Raw genomic sequence first — 17348 nt, forward strand, 5'->3', positions numbered from 1 at the left:
GCGAATTGCGAGTGGCGAACGGGGACCCTACTCGCTATTCGCCAGCCGCCGCCATCACAAGCCGCAGGCGGTATGGATGCGATCCAGCGACTCCGACAGGCCGGCCAGCGAATAGGTGTCGCGGGTGAGGGTGCCGCGCTTGGAACTGCCCGTGACGATGAGTTCCTGGCCGCGCTTGAGAGCCTCCACAAAGCGCACCTCGTCGGCCCGTTTGCGGATCCAGGCGGCACCGCTGCCGCCGTCGTTCTGGGTGAAGAACTCGAACCTGTCCGAGCCGACCTGGGCGGTGACCGTCGCGCCGTCCTTGTACTGGTAGCCGGGCACGGCCTCGGGCTCGGACTTGGTCTTGCGGCCGGGCCAGTCGGTGATGATGAAATAGATCGGGTCGCGCTTGATCTTCCGCGGCTCGGTCGAGCGCGGCTTGGCCATGGCATAGCAGATCTTGTCGCTGCCGCTGCCGCTGGTGAAGGCCTGCCAGTCCTTGGTGGCGCCGAGCAGGGTCGCATCGCCCGTTGCCGGGGCGGCGACTGCCGGAGTCAGGACCAGCGCGGCCGCAACGGCGCCGAGGACGAAACGTCGAATCATGGGTTGCCTGCTCCCGATACAGCCAGACCCCGGTTATGGCAGCGGAATCAGGCACTTCTGTGGTGATGTCGAAGCGTGAGCCGCAGAATAGGCAGCGCGCCCCGCCGCGTCCACGGCAAATGTCAAAAACTTCGGAAGGTCAGGCGGTTAACCGGCCGCGACAATCGCCTCCTCGACGTCGCGCAGACGATCCTTGCCGAAGAACATCTCGTCCCCGACGAAGAAGGTCGGAATGCCGAAAGCGCCCCGCGCCACCGCGGCCGCGGTGTTGGACATCAGCTTGGCTTTCACGTCGGGCGCTTGGCCGCGGTCCAGCAATGCGGGGTCGAGTCCGGATTCGGCGAGGGCCGCACGGACGACCTCGGGATCGTCCATCTTCCTGGGCGCGATCCACATGTGGCGGAAGACGGCCTCCATGTAGCGCGGCAGGATGCCTTCGTTCTGCGCCGCGACCGCCATGCGCATCAGGTTCAGCGTGTTGACCGGGAAGAACGGATTGAACTGGAAATCCGCGATCTTGTGGCGGGCGATGAAGCGCCGCGTCTCGAGCTGGTCATAGGCCATCTTGTTGGCGATATGGCCGTAAGCCTGCACCGGCGACTGGTTGCCGGTCGCCTTGAAGATGCCGCCCAGCAGGACGGGCACATAGTCGAATTGCGCGCCGGTGCGCCCCTCGATCTCCGGCAGCACGCGATGCGCGAAGAACGCATTGGGGCTGCCGAAGTCGAAAAGGAATTCGCATTTGACCGCCATCACCACGTCTCCCTGTAAGGCCGGATGTCCAGTTCATGGGTCCAGCCGTCGCGCGCCTGGCTGTGGAGATACCAATAGGCCTCGGCGATGGAGTCCGGATCCATGAGCTGGTCGGGTTCGATCGCGGCGACGGCGTCCTCACCGCCGCGTGCCCGGATGCGGTCGCGCACGAAGGCGGTGTCGACGCCGGCATCGATGATGAGATGCGCGACATGGATGTTCTGCGGCCCGAGCTCGCGCGCCATGCTCTGCGCCACGGCGCGCAGACCGAATTTGGCCGAGGCGAAGGCCGCATAGCCCTTGCCGCCGCGCAGGCTGGCGGTCGCGCCGGTGAAGAGGATGGTGCCCTTTCCGCGCGGCAGCATCAGACGCGCCGCCTCGCGCCCCGTGAGGAAGCCGCCATAGCAGGCCATCTCCCACACCTTGCGGAAGACGCGCTCGGTGGTTTCGAGGATCGGGAAGTTCACGTTCGCGCCGGGATTGAAAACGCAGACTTCGAGCGGCGCATAGGCATCCGCCTCGTTCAGGAAGGCGGCGACGTCCTCTTCCTTGCGGGCGTCGAGCGCACGCGCCTCGCAGCGGCCGCCGCCGGATTCGATGCTGGCTTTGAGCTGCGCCAGCTTGTCGGCAGTGCGCCGGCCGGCGAAGACGGTGTAGCCCTCGGCGGCGAATCTCCGGGCGATGGCGGAGCCGATGTAATCGCCGGCGCCGATGACGGCGGCAGTGGCGTGGCGGGCGGACATGACAGGAGCCTCCGGCGATTGCATGACGGGTATAATATAATACGCCGCTCTTTTCACCTCCCCCTTGCGGTCCTGGGAGAACCGCTATTCCCGCAATCCCCAGCCCACGGCATAAAGCCGCCAGACGATCGCGCCGAGGATCGCGGCAAGCGCGACCGTGAACGCGGCACCGAAGGCCTCGTAGCCTTCCGAGAAGCCGATCATCGAATGGCGCAGGCCATTGATGAAGTAGAACAGCGGATTGCCATAGGCCAGCCAGCGCAGCCAGGGCGGCAGCATCTCGACCGTGTTGAACACGCCGCCGACCATCGAGAGGGGCTGGATGAAGAACACCATCAGCACGTTGAGCTGCTCGAAGGTCTTGGCCCACAGCGCCACGATGATGCCGAGGAATCCGAAGATCATCGAGACGAATACCACCCAGAACAGGAATTCGGGAAGCGAGTGCATGTGCACCGCGCCGAACGCCATGCCGATGAGCATGATGCCGAGCGCGGTGAAGACCGAGCGCAGGATCACGATGCTGACCGCGCCCGCGATCATCTCGACATAGGACAGCGGCGAGACGAGGATCTCCTCGATGCTCTTCTGGAAGCGCTGGAAATAGATCTGCGAGGTCGATTGCAGGAACGAGGCGCTGATGACGTTCATCATCACCACGCCCGGCAGGACGAACTCCAGATAGCGATAGCCGCCGATGCTGCGGATGCTGCCGCCGACCACGAAACCGAAGATGAAGATGAACAGCAGCGCCGAAATCAGCGGCGCGACGACGGCCTGAATCGGCACGCGCGCCAGACGCTGGATCTCGCGCCGGACCATGGTCCACAAGCCGATCCAGTTGATCGTCATCGGGCGCCTGCCGCGACATGGTCCGCGGTCCGGCCGGTCGCCGCGAGATAGGCGCGCTCCAGCCCGCCGGGCTCGGTGAAGAACTCCTCCTTGGGGCCGTGGCGTACGATGCGCCCCTTGGCGACGATCGCGATGGTGCGGCACAGCCGCTCGATCTCTTCGAGATAGTGCGAGGTGAGCAGGATGGTCTTGCCGTCGCGATTGAGTTCCTGGAGATAGCGCCACAGATCCATGCGCAGCTCGACGTCGACGCCGGCGGTCGGCTCGTCGAGGATCAGCAGCTGCGGATCGTTGATCAGGGCGCGGGCCAGGATGACGCGGCGCTTGAGGCCCCCGGAGAGCTCCCGGAACGGCTTGTCGGCATGCGGCACCAGATCGAAACGCTCGATCAGCATGTCGGTGCGCTTCTTGCGCACCGCCTTGGGGATGCCGAAATAGCCGCCCATCCAGTCGACGATGTTCCGTCCGGTGGCGAACTGGTCGACGTTGAATTCCTGCGGGCTGAGCCCGACCATGGTGCGGGCCTTGCGGTAATCGGCCACGGCATCGACCCCGAAGATCCGGATCGTGCCCGAACTCGGATTCGAGATGCCCGTGATGCAGTGAATGGTCGTGGACTTGCCGGCGCCATTGGGACCCAGAAAGCCGAAGAAGTCGCCCGGCTGGACGGTCAGGGAAACGTCCTCGACGGCGACGGTGCCGCCGCGATAGACCTTGCGGAGATGGGAGATTTCGAGGGCGGGGGTCATTTGCGGGCGGGACTATAGCGCCGGAAATTCGAAAGTCACTTTCTTGAACGGACGATGGGCGCGCCCCATTTATGCGCCGGCGGAATGTCGGGCGGCTCGCGGCCGGGCGCGATCGGCCGGCTGCCATAGCCGCCCAGGCTGATCAGACGGTCGTAAAGCACGATGGCGCCCGCCATCCCGACATTTATGGAAAAGCGGGTCGGAATCTTCACCACGAATTCGCAACGCGACAAGATTTCCGGCGAGAGCGACATCCGCTCGGCCCCGAAGACATAGGCGGCGCGCTGCGGATGCCGGAAGCGCGGCAGCTCGACCGCATCGTCGGTGATCTCCACCCCGACCAGGCGGCAGCCGGTGGGCAGACGGAACTCGCCGGCGTCCTTGTAGCTGTAGAGCGGGATGGCGCCGTCGGTGCGGGAGGTGTCGGATTGCGCGTCGGCGAGCCGCACCTGGGCGTTGATGGTGAAGAAGAAGCTGGCGCCGAACGCATTCGAGATGCGCATCAGGTTGCCGAGATTCATCGGCTTGGAGATGCCGTCGACTCCCGCTGCGAAATAGCCGCGCATGCTGCTCCACGAACAAACTTGTCATCCCGGACGGACGCGCTAGCGTCCGATCCGGGACCCATGCCGGGTACGGCCCAATGGGTCCCGGCTCCGCGATGCTGACGCATCGCTGGCCGGGATGACAGGATTTCACGGACATGGCAAATCCCGTTCTCGTCGAAGTGACAAGGGGCGACCTGGTCGAGAGCGTGCACCGCGGCTCGGTCGCGATCGTGGACGCGTCGGGCGGGCTCAAGCTCGCGCTGGGCGAGGTCGAGTCGCCGGTCTATTCGCGCTCCTCGCTCAAGCCGATGCAGGCGATGGTGCTGGTCGAATCCGGCGCCGCCGAAGCGTTCGGCCTGGGCGACGAGAGCATCGCGCTCGCCTGCGCCTCGCATTCCGGCGAGCCGATGCATACCGGGCGCGTGGCGGCGTGGCTGGCGCGAATCGGGCTCGGCGAATCCGATCTCGCCTGCGGGGCGCATCCGCCGCGCTACGAGCCGGTCGCCGAGGCGATGATCCGCGACGGCATCAAGCCGACCCGCATCCACAACAATTGCTCCGGCAAGCATTCGGGCTTCCTCACCGTGGCGCGGCACTGGGACGTGGCGACGCAAGGCTATGAGCGCTTCGAACATCCGGTGCAGCAGGCGGTCGCGGCGGTGCTGCGCGATCTGTCGGGTGCGGGCGAGATGGCGTGGGGCGTCGACGGCTGCGCGGCGCCGAATTTCGCGACCTCGCTCACCGAATTCGCACGCGCCGCATCGCGGATGGCGTCCGGAGCCGGTCTTGCGAAGCCGCGCGCCGACGCGGCGCAACACATCCTCGGGGCGATGGCGCGGCATCCCGAGCTGATGTCCGGGACGGACCGCGCCTGCGCGATCCTGATCCGCTCGAGCGGCGGGCGCGCCGTGGTCAAGACCGGCGCCGAGGGCTTCTTCGGCGGCTGGATCCCGGAGCTGGGACTCGGCATCGCGATCAAGATCGATGATGGCGCGGGCCGCGGAGCGGAGACCGTCATCGCGGCCGTGCTGGAGCAGCTGGGCCTGCTCGGCGATGCGCCCCAGGCGCGCGCCCTGCTGCGTGCGCCGGTGACGAATACGCGCGGCGCGGTCGTCGGCGAGCGCCGACCCGCCGCGGCGCTTGCCGCCATGCGGATCGGCTGAAGACCTCGCCTAAGGCAAAGCCCCGTCAGTGGCCGTCGGCGGGGTGGGCGCCATCGTGGTTGTCGGCATCATGATGCTTGTCCGTCACCGGCCCCGCATAAGGGGTCACCGAGGTGATCGCACAGCGGCCGCGCGTGCCAAACCCGCGCGTCACGATGGTATCGCCGGTTTCGATGCAGCTGAGACCCATGGCGCCAGGGGAGCGAATCTCCAGCGCCTCGTGGAATCTGAGATCGGAACAGGTGCCGATCAGGGTCAGCAGCGCTTTCTGGTGATGATAGTTCTCGAGCACGACCCGCTTGTCGTCCAGCGCCGTCCAGTTGCGGATATCGTCATGGCGGATGCAGATCCCCGGACGCGCCGCCAGGGCGGGCGTACCGGCCAGCGTCGCGGTCGCCGCGACAATCAACAGCAATTTACGCATGCGCATGCAATCCTTCGTAGTGGCCCATCCAATGGCATTATACGCGCAACAGGGCAGCCCGATCCATCGCCGGCCGTCTGACGCGCCGGCAATGCCGACATTTTGATCCTCGCCCCGGCATCGCCTATGGTCGACGTCACCAGCCATTAAAACACTGTAAGCCATCGGGAGATTCGCCATGAAAGCCATGCTGTGCACGCATTATGGGCCGCCGGAGGAGATGGAGCTGCGCGACCTGCCCTCGCCCGTACCCGGCAAGAATCAGGTCTTGATCGCGGTGAAAGCCTGCGGCGTGAATTTTCCCGACGTGCTGATGCTGGCCGACAAATACCAGTTCAAGCCGGCCCTGCCCTTCCCGCCCGGCGGCGAAGTCGCGGGCGTCGTGAAGGCGCTGGGCGAGGACGCCATCGGCCTGAAGGTCGGCGACCGAGTCGCGGTGTCGGTCGGCAATGGCGGCTTCGCCGAGGAAGTTCTGGCGGACGCGCGCCGCTGCATCCCCGTGCCGGACAATGTGGGTTTCGAGGTCGCGAGCGCGTTCATCGTGACCTATGGCACGTCCTATCATGCGCTGAAGGACCGGGCGCGGCTGAAGGCCGGCGAACACCTGGTCGTGCTGGGCGCCGCGGGCGGCGTGGGGCTCTCGGCCGTCGAACTCGGCGTCGCGATGGGCGCCAAGGTGATCGCCGGCGCCTCGACCCAGGAAAAGGTCGATCTTGCCATCAAGCATGGGGCAAGCGCCGGATTTGTCTATCCCAGGCTGCCGCTGTCGCGCGACCAGCAGAAGGCGATCTCCGACAAGATCAAGGAACTGACCGGCGGCCAGGGTGCCGACGTCCTCTATGATCCGATCGGCGACCAATATGCCGAGCCGGCGCTGCGGGCGATGAATTGGGAAGGGCGCTATCTCGTGATCGGCTTCGCGGCCGGCGAAATCCCCAAGATTCCGCTCAATCTCACCCTCCTCAAGGGTTGCGACGTGCTGGGTGTCTTCTGGGGAGCCTTCACGGGACGCAATCCGAAGGCGGCGAACGACGCCCTGCGCGAAATCCTGCAGATGATCTCGGAGGGCAGGCTCAAGCCCGACGTGTCCGCGACCTTTCCGCTGGCCGAGGCCGGAAAGTCCATCCGCATGCTGATGGATCGAAAAGCCATGGGCAAAGTTGTGGTTACGATGTAGCCGACGGACACCGGGGGACGCCAAATGGCCGCGACGGACGAGACAAAGGCACGACCGTCGCTGGCGCGGCGCGTCCTCTCGGTTGCGCATCTTTCGCAGCTCGGTCCGGGCCTCGTCACCGGTGCGGCGGACGACGATCCGAGCGGGATCGCGACCTATTCCCAGGCGGGCGCGCAGGCCGGCTTCGGGCTGCTCTGGACGCTTGTCCTCACCTTCCCGCTGATGGTGGCGATCCAGCTGGTGAGCGCCCATATCGGGCGGGTCACGGGCCGCGGTCTCGCCTGGAACATGATCAAGGTCATGCCGCGCTGGCTGGTCACCGTGCTGGTCGCACTGCTGTTCGTCGCCAACACGATCAATCTCGGCGCCGATGTGGCGGCGATGGGCGAGGCGGCGCGGCTGCTGACCGGCTTCGGGCAGCACGGCTTCACCATACTCTTCGCGGTGATCTCGGTCCTGTTGCAGATGTTCGCGCCCTACCGGCGCTATTCGCGCATCCTGATCGTCCTGACCTTCAGCCTGTTCGCCTATGTCGCCGTGGTCTTCCTGGTCAAGCTCGACTGGGCGCAGATCGGGCTGGCGATGGTCGGCATCGGCGTCACCCTGTCGCCGGCCGCCGCGACCATCATCGTGGCGATCTTCGGGACCACGATCAGCCCCTATCTCTTTTTCTGGCAGGCCGCGCAGGAGGTCGAGGAAGTCGACCAGGTCGACGACGACAAGCCGCTGCTGGAGAAACCCGAACAGGCGCCCGGGGCCTTCGCGCGCATCCGCGTCGACACGATCGCCGGCATGGCGGCGTCGAACCTGATCGCGCTGGCCATCATGATCGCGACGGCGGCGACGCTGCATGCCTCGGGCCAGACCAACATCCAGACCGCGGCCGACGCGGCGAAGGCATTGGAGCCGGCGGCGGGGCATTTCGCCTTCGCGCTGTTCGCCCTGGGGATCATCGGAACGGGACTTCTGGCCATCCCGGTGCTGGCGGGCTCGGCCGCCTATGCCGTCGCCGAGTTGCGGGGCTGGAACGAAGGCCTGGACAACATGCCGTGGCAAGCCACCGGCTTCTACGCCGTCATCACCGCCGCGGTCGTGCTCGGCGTGGTGATGGACTATTCCGGCCTCGATCCCATCAAGGCGCTGTTCTGGAGCGCGGTGATCAACGGCGTCATCGCCGTCCCGATGATGTTCGCCATGATGTTCGTCGTGAGCAGCACCAAGTTGATGGGCCCCTTCACGGCGGGACGGACGCTGAAAGTGCTGGGCTGGGCCTCGACCCTGGTGATGCTTGCCGCGGCGCTCGCCATGGCGGCGACTTTCCAGTCTTAGGGCTTGCGCGGCGGGCCGCGCCTTCCCATGTTGCCTGGCAACGAAGGAAGACGTCATGAGTATCCTGGGCTGGATTTTCTTCGGCGCGATCACGGGCTGGCTCGCGAGCCTGATCGTCAACAAGCGCGGTGAAGGCTGCTTCACGAACATCGCGCTCGGGCTGGTCGGTTCGCTGGTCGGCGGACTGATCTTCCGCGGCTTCACGGATTTCGACGTATTCGGGTTCGACTTCACCTCGATGCTCGTCGCGGTGATCGGCGCCATCGTGGTCCTGTTCCTCTGGCATGCGGTGACGGGCAACCGGACGCTGCGCTAGCGTGCGACACAGCGACCGTCGCAAATCATTCACCGGCACATTAACGGTACGAAAAGGCTGCGCGCTTAGCGTCCGTCCGCGCGATGGGCGGGGACGGGATGTCGACGGACGGCGAGACGGATCAGGCGAACTGGACCGCGGGTCATCTGGCGCTGCCCATGCCGACTTTCACATCCACGACCACCTGCGGCCAGGTGTTCGAATGGTTCCGCGAGCGTCGCGACCAAGTCGCCGCGGCCATCGTCGACGACGACGGCAATGTGAAGGCGATCGTCAACCGGCTGCGCTTCCTGGCGCGCTACGCCCAGCCCTACATTCCCGAGCTCTATGCGCGGCGCACGATCCTCAAGCTCGCCAATCCGCGGCCGCTGGTGGTCGATGAAAGCATGAAGCTCACCGAGCTGGGCAAGATGCTGACGCTCGACTGGCCGGACGCCTTGCGCGAATGCTTCGTGGTGACGCGCGGCGGACGATATTTCGGCATCGGGACATGCGAGGCGCTGGTGAGCGGCAAGATGCGCCTGCTGGTGGCGCGCGAAGCCCAGCTCGCCACGGCGCTCGCCGACGCCGAGGCCGCGAACCGCGCCAAGAGCAGCTTCCTGGCGCTGATGAGCCACGAGTTGCGGACCCCGCTGAACGCGATCATCGGCTTCTCCGAGGTCCTGAGCTCGGAGCTTTTCGGACCGCATGGCGTGCCGCGCTACCGCGAATATTCCGCCGACATCCACGGCGCCGGCAAGCACCTGCTGGCGCTCATCAACGACATCCTCGATCTGTCGAAATATGAAGCCGGAAAAATGGATCTGCGCTGCGAGCCGTTCGGCATCGGCGAGCTTTTCCGGGATTGCCAGCGCATGGTCGCAGTGCGGGCGCAGGAGAGCGGGATCGATGTCCTGCTCGACCTGCCGCCGGCGCTGCCGCTGCTGGATGCGGACCGCCGGCGGGTGAAGCAGATCCTGCTCAACCTGCTGTCAAACGCCATCAAGTTCACGCCGGCGGGCGGGCACATAAGGCTGGGCGCCGCGGTCGCGGCGGATGGCGGGCTTTGCCTGGGCGTGACGGACACGGGCATCGGCATGAGCCCCGAACAGATCCCGCTGGCCCTCGAACCCTTCCGCCAGATCGATTCGCCCCTGTCGCGCAGCCAGGAAGGCACCGGACTGGGCCTGTCGCTGGTGAAGGCGCTGACCGAGCAACATGACGGCTCGCTCCGCATCGAAAGCGTACCGAACAAGGGGACTACCGTGCGCGTGCAGTTTCCGGCGGAGCGCAGCGCGACGACGCAACGGGACGCCGCCTAGGCGGAACCGCCCGGCGGCGCGTTCAGGCGGCGAGAGTCGCGGCGAAATCTTCGAGCCCGATCACGTCGGCTTGGCGCGGAAAGACCTTCTCCGTCAACACGCGGTGAACCTCGGCATCCTGGTCGGCGCAGCAATCGGCGAGGACGAACAGCCGGTAATCCTTGTCGGCGGCATCGCGCAGCGTCGACAGCACCACGCCGCTGGTGGCGATTCCGGCGAGGACCAGCGTGTCGATGCCGCGCTCCCCAAGTGTCCGCTCCAGCGCCGTCGTGCTGAAGGCGCCGACACGAGTCTTGGTGAAGACGGGCTCGTCCGCAGCGGGGGCGAGCGCCGCATGGATCGCCGCCGCCTCGCTGCCGTCCGTGATAAAGCGGCTCTTGCTCAGTGCCGCGAAGGACTTGTTGCGCGGCGAGACCGCGGCATAGTCGGCGTCGGTGAAGGCGACGCGAATGTGCATCACCGCCGCACCGGCCGCCCGGGCCGCCGCGCGCGCCCGCGACGCCCGCTCCAAGAGCGCACCGCCGGCCTCGCCCACCATGCCGACGATGACATTTTGGAAGTCCATGAGGAGCAAAGCGGTCGATTTTGGCACAAAGTCGGGCATGGTTACTCCTTGCCGGTCGCAGAGAACGCCGCGGCGGCGCTGCAGAACAGAGACACGGGGCACATCGTCCGGCGGCTCACGCCGATTCCGCCGCGGGCTTGTGGACGTAGATCTCCCCGCCCCCCTGTTTGAACTCGGCCGACTTCTTCGCCATCGCCGCACGGATTTCGGCGGTGCTGAGCGAATCGTTCGTGCCGCGCGCGGCGTCGCGGACTTCCTGGCTGATCTTCATCGAACAGAATTTGGGGCCGCACATCGAGCAGAAATGCGCCACCTTGGCGCCATCGGCCGGCAGCGTCTCGTCGTGATAGGCCTGCGCGGTGTCGGGATCGAGCGCCAGCGCGAACTGGTCGCGCCAGCGGAATTCGAAGCGTGCCTTGCTCATCGCGTCGTCCCAGATGCGCGCCGCCGGATGGCCCTTGGCGAGGTCGGCGGCATGCGCCGCGATGCGGTAGGCGATCACACCCGCCTTCACATCGTCGCGGTCGGGCAGCCCCAGATGCTCCTTCGGCGTCACGTAGCAAAGCATGGCGCAGCCGAACCAGCCGATCATCGCCGCGCCGATCGCGCTGGTGATGTGGTCATAGCCCGGCGCCACGTCGGTCGTCAGCGGCCCCAGCGTGTAGAACGGCGCCTCGTCGCAGGCGGCGAGCTGGCGGTCCATGTTCTCCTTGATCTTGTGCATCGGCACATGGCCGGGGCCTTCGATCATCACCTGCACGTCGTGCTTTTGGGCGATGCGGTTGAGTTCGCCCAGCGTGTCGAGCTCGGCGAACTGGGCCGCGTCGTTGGCATCCGCCGTCGAGCCGGGACGCAGGCCGTCGCCGAGACTGAACGAGACATCATAGGCCTTCAGCAACTCGCAGATTTCCTCAAAATGCGTGTAGAGGAAGTTCTCCTTGTGATGCGCGAGACACCATTTGGCGAGGATCGAGCCGCCGCGCGACACGATGCCGGTCACGCGCTCCGCCGTCAGCGGGATATGCGCCAGCCGCACCCCGGCATGGACGGTGAAATAGTCCACGCCCTGCTCGCATTGCTCGACCAGCGTGTCGCGGTAGATCTCCCAGGTCAGATCCTCCGCGACGCCCCCGACCTTCTCCAGCGCCTGGTAGATCGGCACCGTGCCGATCGGCACCGGAGAATTGCGGATGATCCATTCGCGGATGGTGTGGATGTGACGGCCGGTCGAAAGGTCCATCACCGTGTCGGCGCCCCAGCGGATCGACCAGACGAGCTTCTCCACCTCCTCCGCCACGCCCGAGGTGACGATGGAGTTGCCGATATTGGCGTTGACCTTGGTGAGGAAGTTGCGGCCGATGATCATCGGCTCGGTCTCGGGATGGTTGATGTTCGCCGGGATGATGGCGCGGCCGCGCGCAACCTCATCGCGGACGAATTCCGGCGTCACATGGTCCGGGATCGACGCGCCGAACGAGTTGCCGTCGGCCAGCTTGGAGCGTCCGAGATTCTCGCGGGCCGCGATGTATCTCATCTCTTCGGTGATCAGGCCCTGCCGCGCATAATGGAGCTGCGAGACGTTGCGCCCCGCTTTCGCCCGCAGCGGCTTGCGGCCGGCACGATCGAATTGCGGCACCGAGAGAAGCTCGCCGCGCTTGAGGCCGTCGTCCTCCGGCCGGCGCGCGCGGCCGTCATATTCCTCGACGTCGCCGCGCGCGAGGATCCAGGCACGGCGCGCAGCGCCCAGGCCCTTGTCGATATCGATCGCCGCGGCATCGTCCGTATACGGACCGGACGTGTCGTAGAGACGGACGGGCGGTTCGCCGCCCGACAGGCCCACTTCGCGGAACGGGACCCCATCGCGATAGACCTTCTTCGAGCCCGGAAGCGCGCCGCGCGTGATCTGGACGGACTTGGAATTCAGAATCGGCTTGTTCATGTACCTCTCCCTACGCCGGTATGAACCGGATCAGGTTCGAAGGGATTCGCGGGATTGCGATCTCAGCCTCCATGGCCGGGTTGACCGGCCACCAAGGCACCCCTGGGATGGCGGGGAGCTTAATGGCGTTTCAGGGCCTTGTCATCGTCCGCCTTTCGGTACGGCCGACGGTTCGTGCGCCGAACTCGGTCCTACAGGGTCGATAAAGTCCGAACGGACGGCGGACCGGCAATTTGATTCGCCAACCCTTGCGCGGCGGGGCGCAAGAGCACGACACTGGCTGCGCACCACCCCAAGAGGTCCCATGTCCACTTCCCTGCGCCGCGCCACCGCCACCGATGCGTCCGCCGTCGCCGATGTATTCCTCGCGGCGCGCGCCACCATGACCTATCTCCCGAAACTGCACGCCGAAGAGGACGCGCGCGGCTTCATCGCGAACGTGGTCGCAGAGAAGGAGACCTGGGTGGCCGAGCGCGAGGGCAAGGTGGTCGGCTTCGCGGTGATCGACGGCGGCTGGCTCGAACACCTCTACGTGCACCCCTCGCGCTTCAACAGCGGTACCGGCGACAAGCTGTTCCGCCACGCGACCGAGCAGCATCCGCAAGGCTTCCAGCTCTGGGTGTTCCAGAAGAACGCGGGGGCGCGCCGCTTCTATGAGCGCCATGGCTGTGCGATGGAGCGGCTGACCGATGGCGCGGACAATGACGAGAAATTGCCGGACGCGCTTTATATCTGGCCGGCGAAATAGGAGGCGGAGCGATGGCGGCACTCTCGACAATGCGGCGCCTGCTTCCGGCGCGCGGCCTGGTGGCCGTGGCGCTGGGCGCGTTGGCGGTCGGCGCGGCGGCGATCGGGGCGCTGGCGGTCGGCGAGATGGCGATCGGCCGGCTGAGCATCGGCCAAGCCCGGATCCGCAAACTGCGCGTCGACGAGCTGTCGGTGGGACGGGTCAGGACAGAATGAGCCCGAAGCCGATATCGACGCGGTAGTCAGCCGCGGGTCTCGTTGGCGACGGACGCGTCCGCGTCCGGCGAAACTGCGGCGGGCGCGACCGCGAGGCGGGGGCGCTCCGCAATTCCCATCCGGCGGAAGGCCGGCCGCACAAACCCGATCAGTGCGGCACGCATGCCCTCGAGGCGCGCGATGATGAGCTTCTTGTGGCCAAGGATCTTCGACTCGACGAAAGTCCAGGAGCAATACGCGACAGCGCCTGCAATCAGCAGACTCAGCGCCAGATTCACATACCAGAACCGATATTGCGGCAGCAGCTGCGAAACGACCTGCTGCACCGGATAGCCGTAGAGATACAGGCCGTAGGAATAGTCGCCGCTTTTCAGCAGGCCGATTTTCGGCGGATTGGTCAGGCCCAGATAGACGGTCATGTAGCCTGCGGGGAAGGGAAGAAGGAGGGCGGCCGCCGGGAAGGGCAGCAGGATGCAGTAGATCGCCACACTCGCGGCAAACAAAATGGGGTTGAGCCGGACCTTGTCCCTGTAGAGATAGAACGCCACGCCGACGAGAAACGCGATCGCCAGCGCCTGTCCCGTCGCGATCGTGAAATTCGTCGGAAGACCGTGACGCAGGATTCTCCACGAATATGTCGCGACGGTGAGGCCGATCACGGCCCAGACAAATGCGCGGCGCCGCTTCAGCAGCCCGAAAAAGGCCGCCAACCCGATCAGAACGTAGCATTCCAGCTCATACGGGATCGTCCACAGCTGCGCATTGACCGCCGGCATCGGATTCGTGACGAACAAGCCGGGAAGATAAAAATGGATGTCGCCGAGCACGTTCAGAAAGTAGAAAAAGAACATGGGCGACGAGAAATACTGTCCGACCGGAATGACCGTCAGGAGAGGCCCGATGATAAGAGCCGATAGCAGGACCTCCACCGCGAGAGCCGGAAAGATGCGCATGCCGCGAAGCGCGTAGAAAGAGAGAAGGTCTTTGACCCGCAACATGCTTCCCGCCACAAGGAAGCCGCTCAGGCAGAAGAAGCTCGGCAGGATGAAGCCGACCAGGAACCGGAACGGACTGACCCCGACGGATTTGAATATCCCGGGGCCGTAGCAGACCTCGAAGCTGTGATAGGCGATGACCGAGACCGACAGGACGATGCGCAGGTAGTCGAAGCCCGAAGACCTGCTGTTCGTCAGCGTCAGCTGTTCGTCGATCGTCTTGCCGTTCAATATTTCCATGACGGCCTCCTCCCCTATGCAGAGCTTGTTGCCGGCACCCTCCGATAAACAGATGGAGCGCGGACCGCTACTGTAGGCTGAACCGGCGAAATTCGTCTATCAGCGTGCGGACGGCCAGATGCACGATCTTCTCGCCCGCTTCTGTGCTTGCCTGGCTCGGATCGGATCCAATGCGCCCGTCGGGAAAGCGGCGGCGATAATCGTCCGCATCGTAGATCGGGCCGTTGGGAGCGATGCGCGGGCTCATCTCGACGTGCTTGACCGCCTCGGGATAGCCGAAATAGGTCACGGACACTTCCGACGGCGTTGCATGGCTGCCCTCGCCCACCGGAAAAAGCTGGCGGCACAGGTCCATCACGCCGGGAAGTTCCCACCAGTTGCGCAGCATGCAGCGCAGCGGCGGCCGGTTGGAACCCGCCGCATCGAACGTAACGCCATGATACATCTCGGAGAACGCCGCGGTGATGGTCGCGATATTGCCGCCATGGCCGTTGAGCCAGTAGATGCGCTCGAAACCATGCCGCGTCAGCGACTGCGTCCAGTCCAGCATCGCCGCGATCATGGTCGATGGCCGAAGGGTGATCGTGCCCGGAAACGCCATGTGGTGCTGCGCCTGGCCGACATTGAAGGTCGGGCCGACCAGGATGCCGGCTTCGTCGCCGGCGCGGCGCGAGATGATCTCCGGGCACAGTGCGTCGGTGCCGAGAAGACCGTTGGGGCCGTGCTGTTCGGTCGAGCCGATCGGAATCAGGATCGCCTTGGACTTGGCCAGATAGGCTTCGATCTCGGGCCAGGCGGAGAGGTGCAGCTGCATATCAAGTGCTTTCGAGCATTTTGGCGAACGTGTCGAGCGCCTTTCTCCAAATCGCCCGCTCGGCTTCGACCGCCTCGGGGCCGGCGAGCTTGCCGATGTCGAACGCGATCTGCGCCTTGTCCGGACCTTTGGCGTAGAAGCCGACGGAAATCCGGGCCTCCGTCTTCCATTTGCCGCGCCAATATTTGTCGGCGGTCCTGGAGGTCTCCTCGAAGGCGCCGGGCGGGAACCACGTCTTGCGCGTCGCAGGATCGGTTGCCGCGGCGAAAAGTTCGGACAAGCCGACCGGCAGGACCTTCGTAACGCCGACCGAGAACTCGCCGTCGCATTTCTGGTTGGCGGCGCGGATGCCGCGGGCGCGCTCATAGGACACGGCGATCATCTGGCCCCACCACGGACCGGGCTTGAACGTCTTGTCCAGCAGCGCGGTGATGCCCTTGTGGTCGAGCTTGGCGGCGCCCGCCTTGTCCAGCGCCGCGAACCACCAGTCCCAGCCATGGCCGGTCTTCGCCGCGATGCCGGCGTCCGTCATGATCGGCTTGGCCGCCGCGGCTGCCCGTGTCTTTTGCGCCTGGCCCGCCATGGCTTAAGGTCTCCGAACCGCTATCCGACAATAGGCTTTTTCGAGGAATTCGCCCATGCATGGCAACGAGAAAAAAGGGCCGCTTCACGGCGTCACCGTGATCGACCTGACCAGCTTCATCTTCGGACCCTATGCCACCCAGACGCTGGGCGACCTCGGCGCCGAGGTCATCAAGATCGAGGCCCCAGGCGGGGACAAGCAGCGCCTCGGCCTCAAGCAGAACAAGTCCAAGGATATGAGCTCGACGTTCATGATGCTGGGGCGCAACAAGAAGTCGGTGACGCTCGACTTGAAGGTCGAGGCCGACCGCGAGAAGCTGCGCGCCCTCATCCCGGCCGCCCAGGTCTTCATCCACAACGTCCGGACCAGCGCGATGGACCAGCTCGGCTTCGGCTATGAGCAGGTGCATGCGGTCAATCCGTCGATGGTCTATGTCCATTGCGTCGGCTACGGTTCGGACGGCCCCTATGGCGGGCGCCAGGCGTTCGACGACCTGGTGCAGGCCGCGAGCGGCGGCGCCGACATGCTGCTCGACGACAAGGGCGAGAGCACGATGCGGATGTTCCCCAGCTATGTCGCCGACAAGGTCTCGGGCCTTCATGCGCTCTACGCGACGCTGGCCGCGCTGTTCCATCGCGAGCGCACCGGCGAGGGTCAATTCGTCGAAGTGCCGATGCTGGAGAGCTATACGAGCTTCCTGATGGTCGAGCACCTCTATGGCGCGTCGTTCGAGCCGGTGGCGGGCCATGTGGGATCGACGCCGGCCCTGGCGCCGGATCGCGCCTGCTTCAAGACCAAGGACGGCTGGATCGCCACGATGCCGTCGGGCCGCGAAGCCGCCGACACGTTCATGAAGCTGGGCGGCATCGCCGATTTCTACAATTCGGAAGCATTCACCAGCGCTCCCACCGGCAAGGCAAAGGTCGCGCTCTACAACAGGGCGATGCGCGAGGCGGCGCTGCGGCATACCACCGAGGCCTGGATGACGCTGGGCGAGCAGCATCGCATCCCCGTCATGCGCGCCAACAAGATGGACGACGTGCTGGAGGATCCGCATCTGAAGGCCGTCGGCTTCTTCGAAGTCCTGCCGCACGAGACCGAGGGCGAATGGCGCTCGATGAAGCCGCCGATCAAATTCTCCAAGACTCCGGCCAGCGTGCGCATCAATCCGCGGAAGCCCGGGGCGGATACAGCGGAGGTATTGGGACGGGTCACCAAGGCCGGGAAAGCCGCAGGCTGATACCCGCCTTCTTGAAGCCGCCGCTCGCGCCCGGCAGTATCGCGTCCATAAAACGAGCTGGGAAACGCC

20 protein-coding genes and 1 riboswitch are annotated in these 17348 nt (G+C 65.5%); of the genes, 8 read left to right on the plus strand and 12 right to left on the minus strand.

Features of this window, described 5'->3' with window-relative positions:
- Positions 1 to 54 precede the first annotated feature (54 nt).
- The 6 genes from WDM91_05665 to WDM91_05690 form a co-directional block, all read right to left on the minus strand.
- Positions 55 to 585, minus strand: a complete 531-nt coding sequence (locus WDM91_05665; protein MEI9994059.1) for a hypothetical protein — start codon at positions 583 to 585, stop codon at positions 55 to 57.
- A 147-nt stretch (positions 586 to 732) separates the two neighbouring features.
- Positions 733 to 1338: a 2-hydroxychromene-2-carboxylate isomerase gene (locus WDM91_05670; GenBank protein MEI9994060.1), complete on the minus strand. Its 606-nt coding sequence runs from the start codon at positions 1336 to 1338 to the stop codon at positions 733 to 735.
- The gene (locus tag WDM91_05675; GenBank protein MEI9994061.1) at positions 1338 to 2081 is read right to left on the minus strand and encodes an SDR family oxidoreductase; all 744 of its coding nucleotides are present in this window, start codon (positions 2079 to 2081) and stop codon (positions 1338 to 1340) included. Before WDM91_05675 ends, WDM91_05670 begins: the two co-directional genes overlap by 1 nt.
- An 84-nt stretch (positions 2082 to 2165) precedes the next feature.
- Entirely contained in the window at positions 2166 to 2933 is a 768-nt protein-coding gene (locus WDM91_05680) for an ABC transporter permease (GenBank protein ID MEI9994062.1), read from the minus strand.
- Positions 2930 to 3682: an ABC transporter ATP-binding protein gene (locus WDM91_05685; GenBank protein MEI9994063.1), complete on the minus strand. Its 753-nt coding sequence runs from the start codon at positions 3680 to 3682 to the stop codon at positions 2930 to 2932. The genes WDM91_05680 and WDM91_05685 overlap by 4 nt, the downstream gene beginning before the upstream one ends.
- Before the next feature lie 35 nt (positions 3683 to 3717).
- A complete protein-coding gene (locus WDM91_05690; protein ID MEI9994064.1) occupies positions 3718 to 4248 on the minus strand; it encodes an RNA methyltransferase in 531 nt (176 codons plus the stop codon).
- Positions 4249 to 4385: 137 nt separating this feature from the next.
- Here WDM91_05690 and WDM91_05695 point away from each other — a divergent pair, with 137 nt between their 5' ends.
- Positions 4386 to 5393 carry an asparaginase gene (locus tag WDM91_05695; GenBank protein ID MEI9994065.1) on the plus strand — a complete coding sequence of 336 codons (1008 nt, stop codon included), beginning with the start codon at positions 4386 to 4388 and terminating at the stop codon, positions 5391 to 5393.
- A gap of 25 nt (positions 5394 to 5418) precedes the next feature.
- Here the strand turns inward: WDM91_05695 and WDM91_05700 are convergent, their stop codons facing one another.
- Entirely contained in the window at positions 5419 to 5817 is a 399-nt protein-coding gene (locus tag WDM91_05700; protein MEI9994066.1) for a DUF6491 family protein, read from the minus strand.
- 178 nt (positions 5818 to 5995) lie between these two features.
- Between WDM91_05700 and WDM91_05705 the strand changes: the two genes are divergently transcribed.
- From WDM91_05705 to WDM91_05720, 4 genes are all read left to right on the plus strand, one after another.
- Positions 5996 to 6994 (plus strand): NADPH:quinone oxidoreductase family protein, encoded by a 999-nt coding sequence (locus tag WDM91_05705; GenBank protein MEI9994067.1) that lies wholly within the window; start codon positions 5996 to 5998, stop codon positions 6992 to 6994.
- A gap of 24 nt (positions 6995 to 7018) precedes the next feature.
- Entirely contained in the window at positions 7019 to 8323 is a 1305-nt protein-coding gene (locus WDM91_05710) for a divalent metal cation transporter (GenBank protein ID MEI9994068.1), read from the plus strand.
- 55 nt (positions 8324 to 8378) lie between these two features.
- The gene (locus WDM91_05715; GenBank protein ID MEI9994069.1) at positions 8379 to 8639 is read left to right on the plus strand and encodes a GlsB/YeaQ/YmgE family stress response membrane protein; all 261 of its coding nucleotides are present in this window, start codon (positions 8379 to 8381) and stop codon (positions 8637 to 8639) included.
- Between the two features lie 98 nt (positions 8640 to 8737).
- Positions 8738 to 9940 (plus strand): ATP-binding protein, encoded by a 1203-nt coding sequence (locus tag WDM91_05720; protein MEI9994070.1) that lies wholly within the window; start codon positions 8738 to 8740, stop codon positions 9938 to 9940.
- Between the two features lie 22 nt (positions 9941 to 9962).
- Here WDM91_05720 and WDM91_05725 read toward each other — a convergent pair whose 3' ends face one another.
- A complete protein-coding gene (locus WDM91_05725; GenBank protein ID MEI9994071.1) occupies positions 9963 to 10544 on the minus strand; it encodes an isochorismatase family protein in 582 nt (193 codons plus the stop codon).
- Between the two features lie 76 nt (positions 10545 to 10620).
- Positions 10621 to 12444, minus strand: coding sequence for a phosphomethylpyrimidine synthase ThiC (gene thiC / locus WDM91_05730; GenBank protein MEI9994072.1), 1824 nt, complete (start codon positions 12442 to 12444; stop codon positions 10621 to 10623).
- Positions 12435 to 12558, minus strand: a riboswitch (TPP riboswitch). Its footprint overlaps the gene before it by 10 nt.
- A 190-nt stretch (positions 12559 to 12748) precedes the next feature.
- Between thiC and WDM91_05735 the strand changes: the two genes are divergently transcribed.
- Complete coding sequence (locus WDM91_05735; GenBank protein MEI9994073.1) at positions 12749 to 13192, plus strand: GNAT family N-acetyltransferase; 444 nt, start codon at positions 12749 to 12751, stop codon at positions 13190 to 13192.
- A gap of 11 nt (positions 13193 to 13203) precedes the next feature.
- Entirely contained in the window at positions 13204 to 13407 is a 204-nt protein-coding gene (locus tag WDM91_05740) for a hypothetical protein (GenBank protein ID MEI9994074.1), read from the plus strand.
- Positions 13408 to 13433: 26 nt separating this feature from the next.
- On the opposite strand, the gene WDM91_05745 is transcribed toward WDM91_05740, so the two are convergent.
- From WDM91_05745 to WDM91_05755, 3 genes are all read right to left on the minus strand, one after another.
- Positions 13434 to 14642 carry an acyltransferase gene (locus WDM91_05745; protein ID MEI9994075.1) on the minus strand — a complete coding sequence of 403 codons (1209 nt, stop codon included), beginning with the start codon at positions 14640 to 14642 and terminating at the stop codon, positions 13434 to 13436.
- A 67-nt stretch (positions 14643 to 14709) separates the two neighbouring features.
- Entirely contained in the window at positions 14710 to 15456 is a 747-nt protein-coding gene (locus WDM91_05750) for a creatininase family protein (GenBank protein MEI9994076.1), read from the minus strand.
- 1 nt (position 15457) lies between these two features.
- Entirely contained in the window at positions 15458 to 16039 is a 582-nt protein-coding gene (locus WDM91_05755; protein ID MEI9994077.1) for a hypothetical protein, read from the minus strand.
- A gap of 55 nt (positions 16040 to 16094) precedes the next feature.
- On the opposite strand from WDM91_05755, the gene WDM91_05760 reads away from it, so the two are divergent.
- Positions 16095 to 17279: a CoA transferase gene (locus WDM91_05760; protein MEI9994078.1), complete on the plus strand. Its 1185-nt coding sequence runs from the start codon at positions 16095 to 16097 to the stop codon at positions 17277 to 17279.
- Positions 17280 to 17348: the final 69 nt, after the last annotated feature.

The organism is Rhizomicrobium sp., assembly GCA_037200385.1.
GTDB lineage: Bacteria > Pseudomonadota > Alphaproteobacteria > Micropepsales > Micropepsaceae > Rhizomicrobium.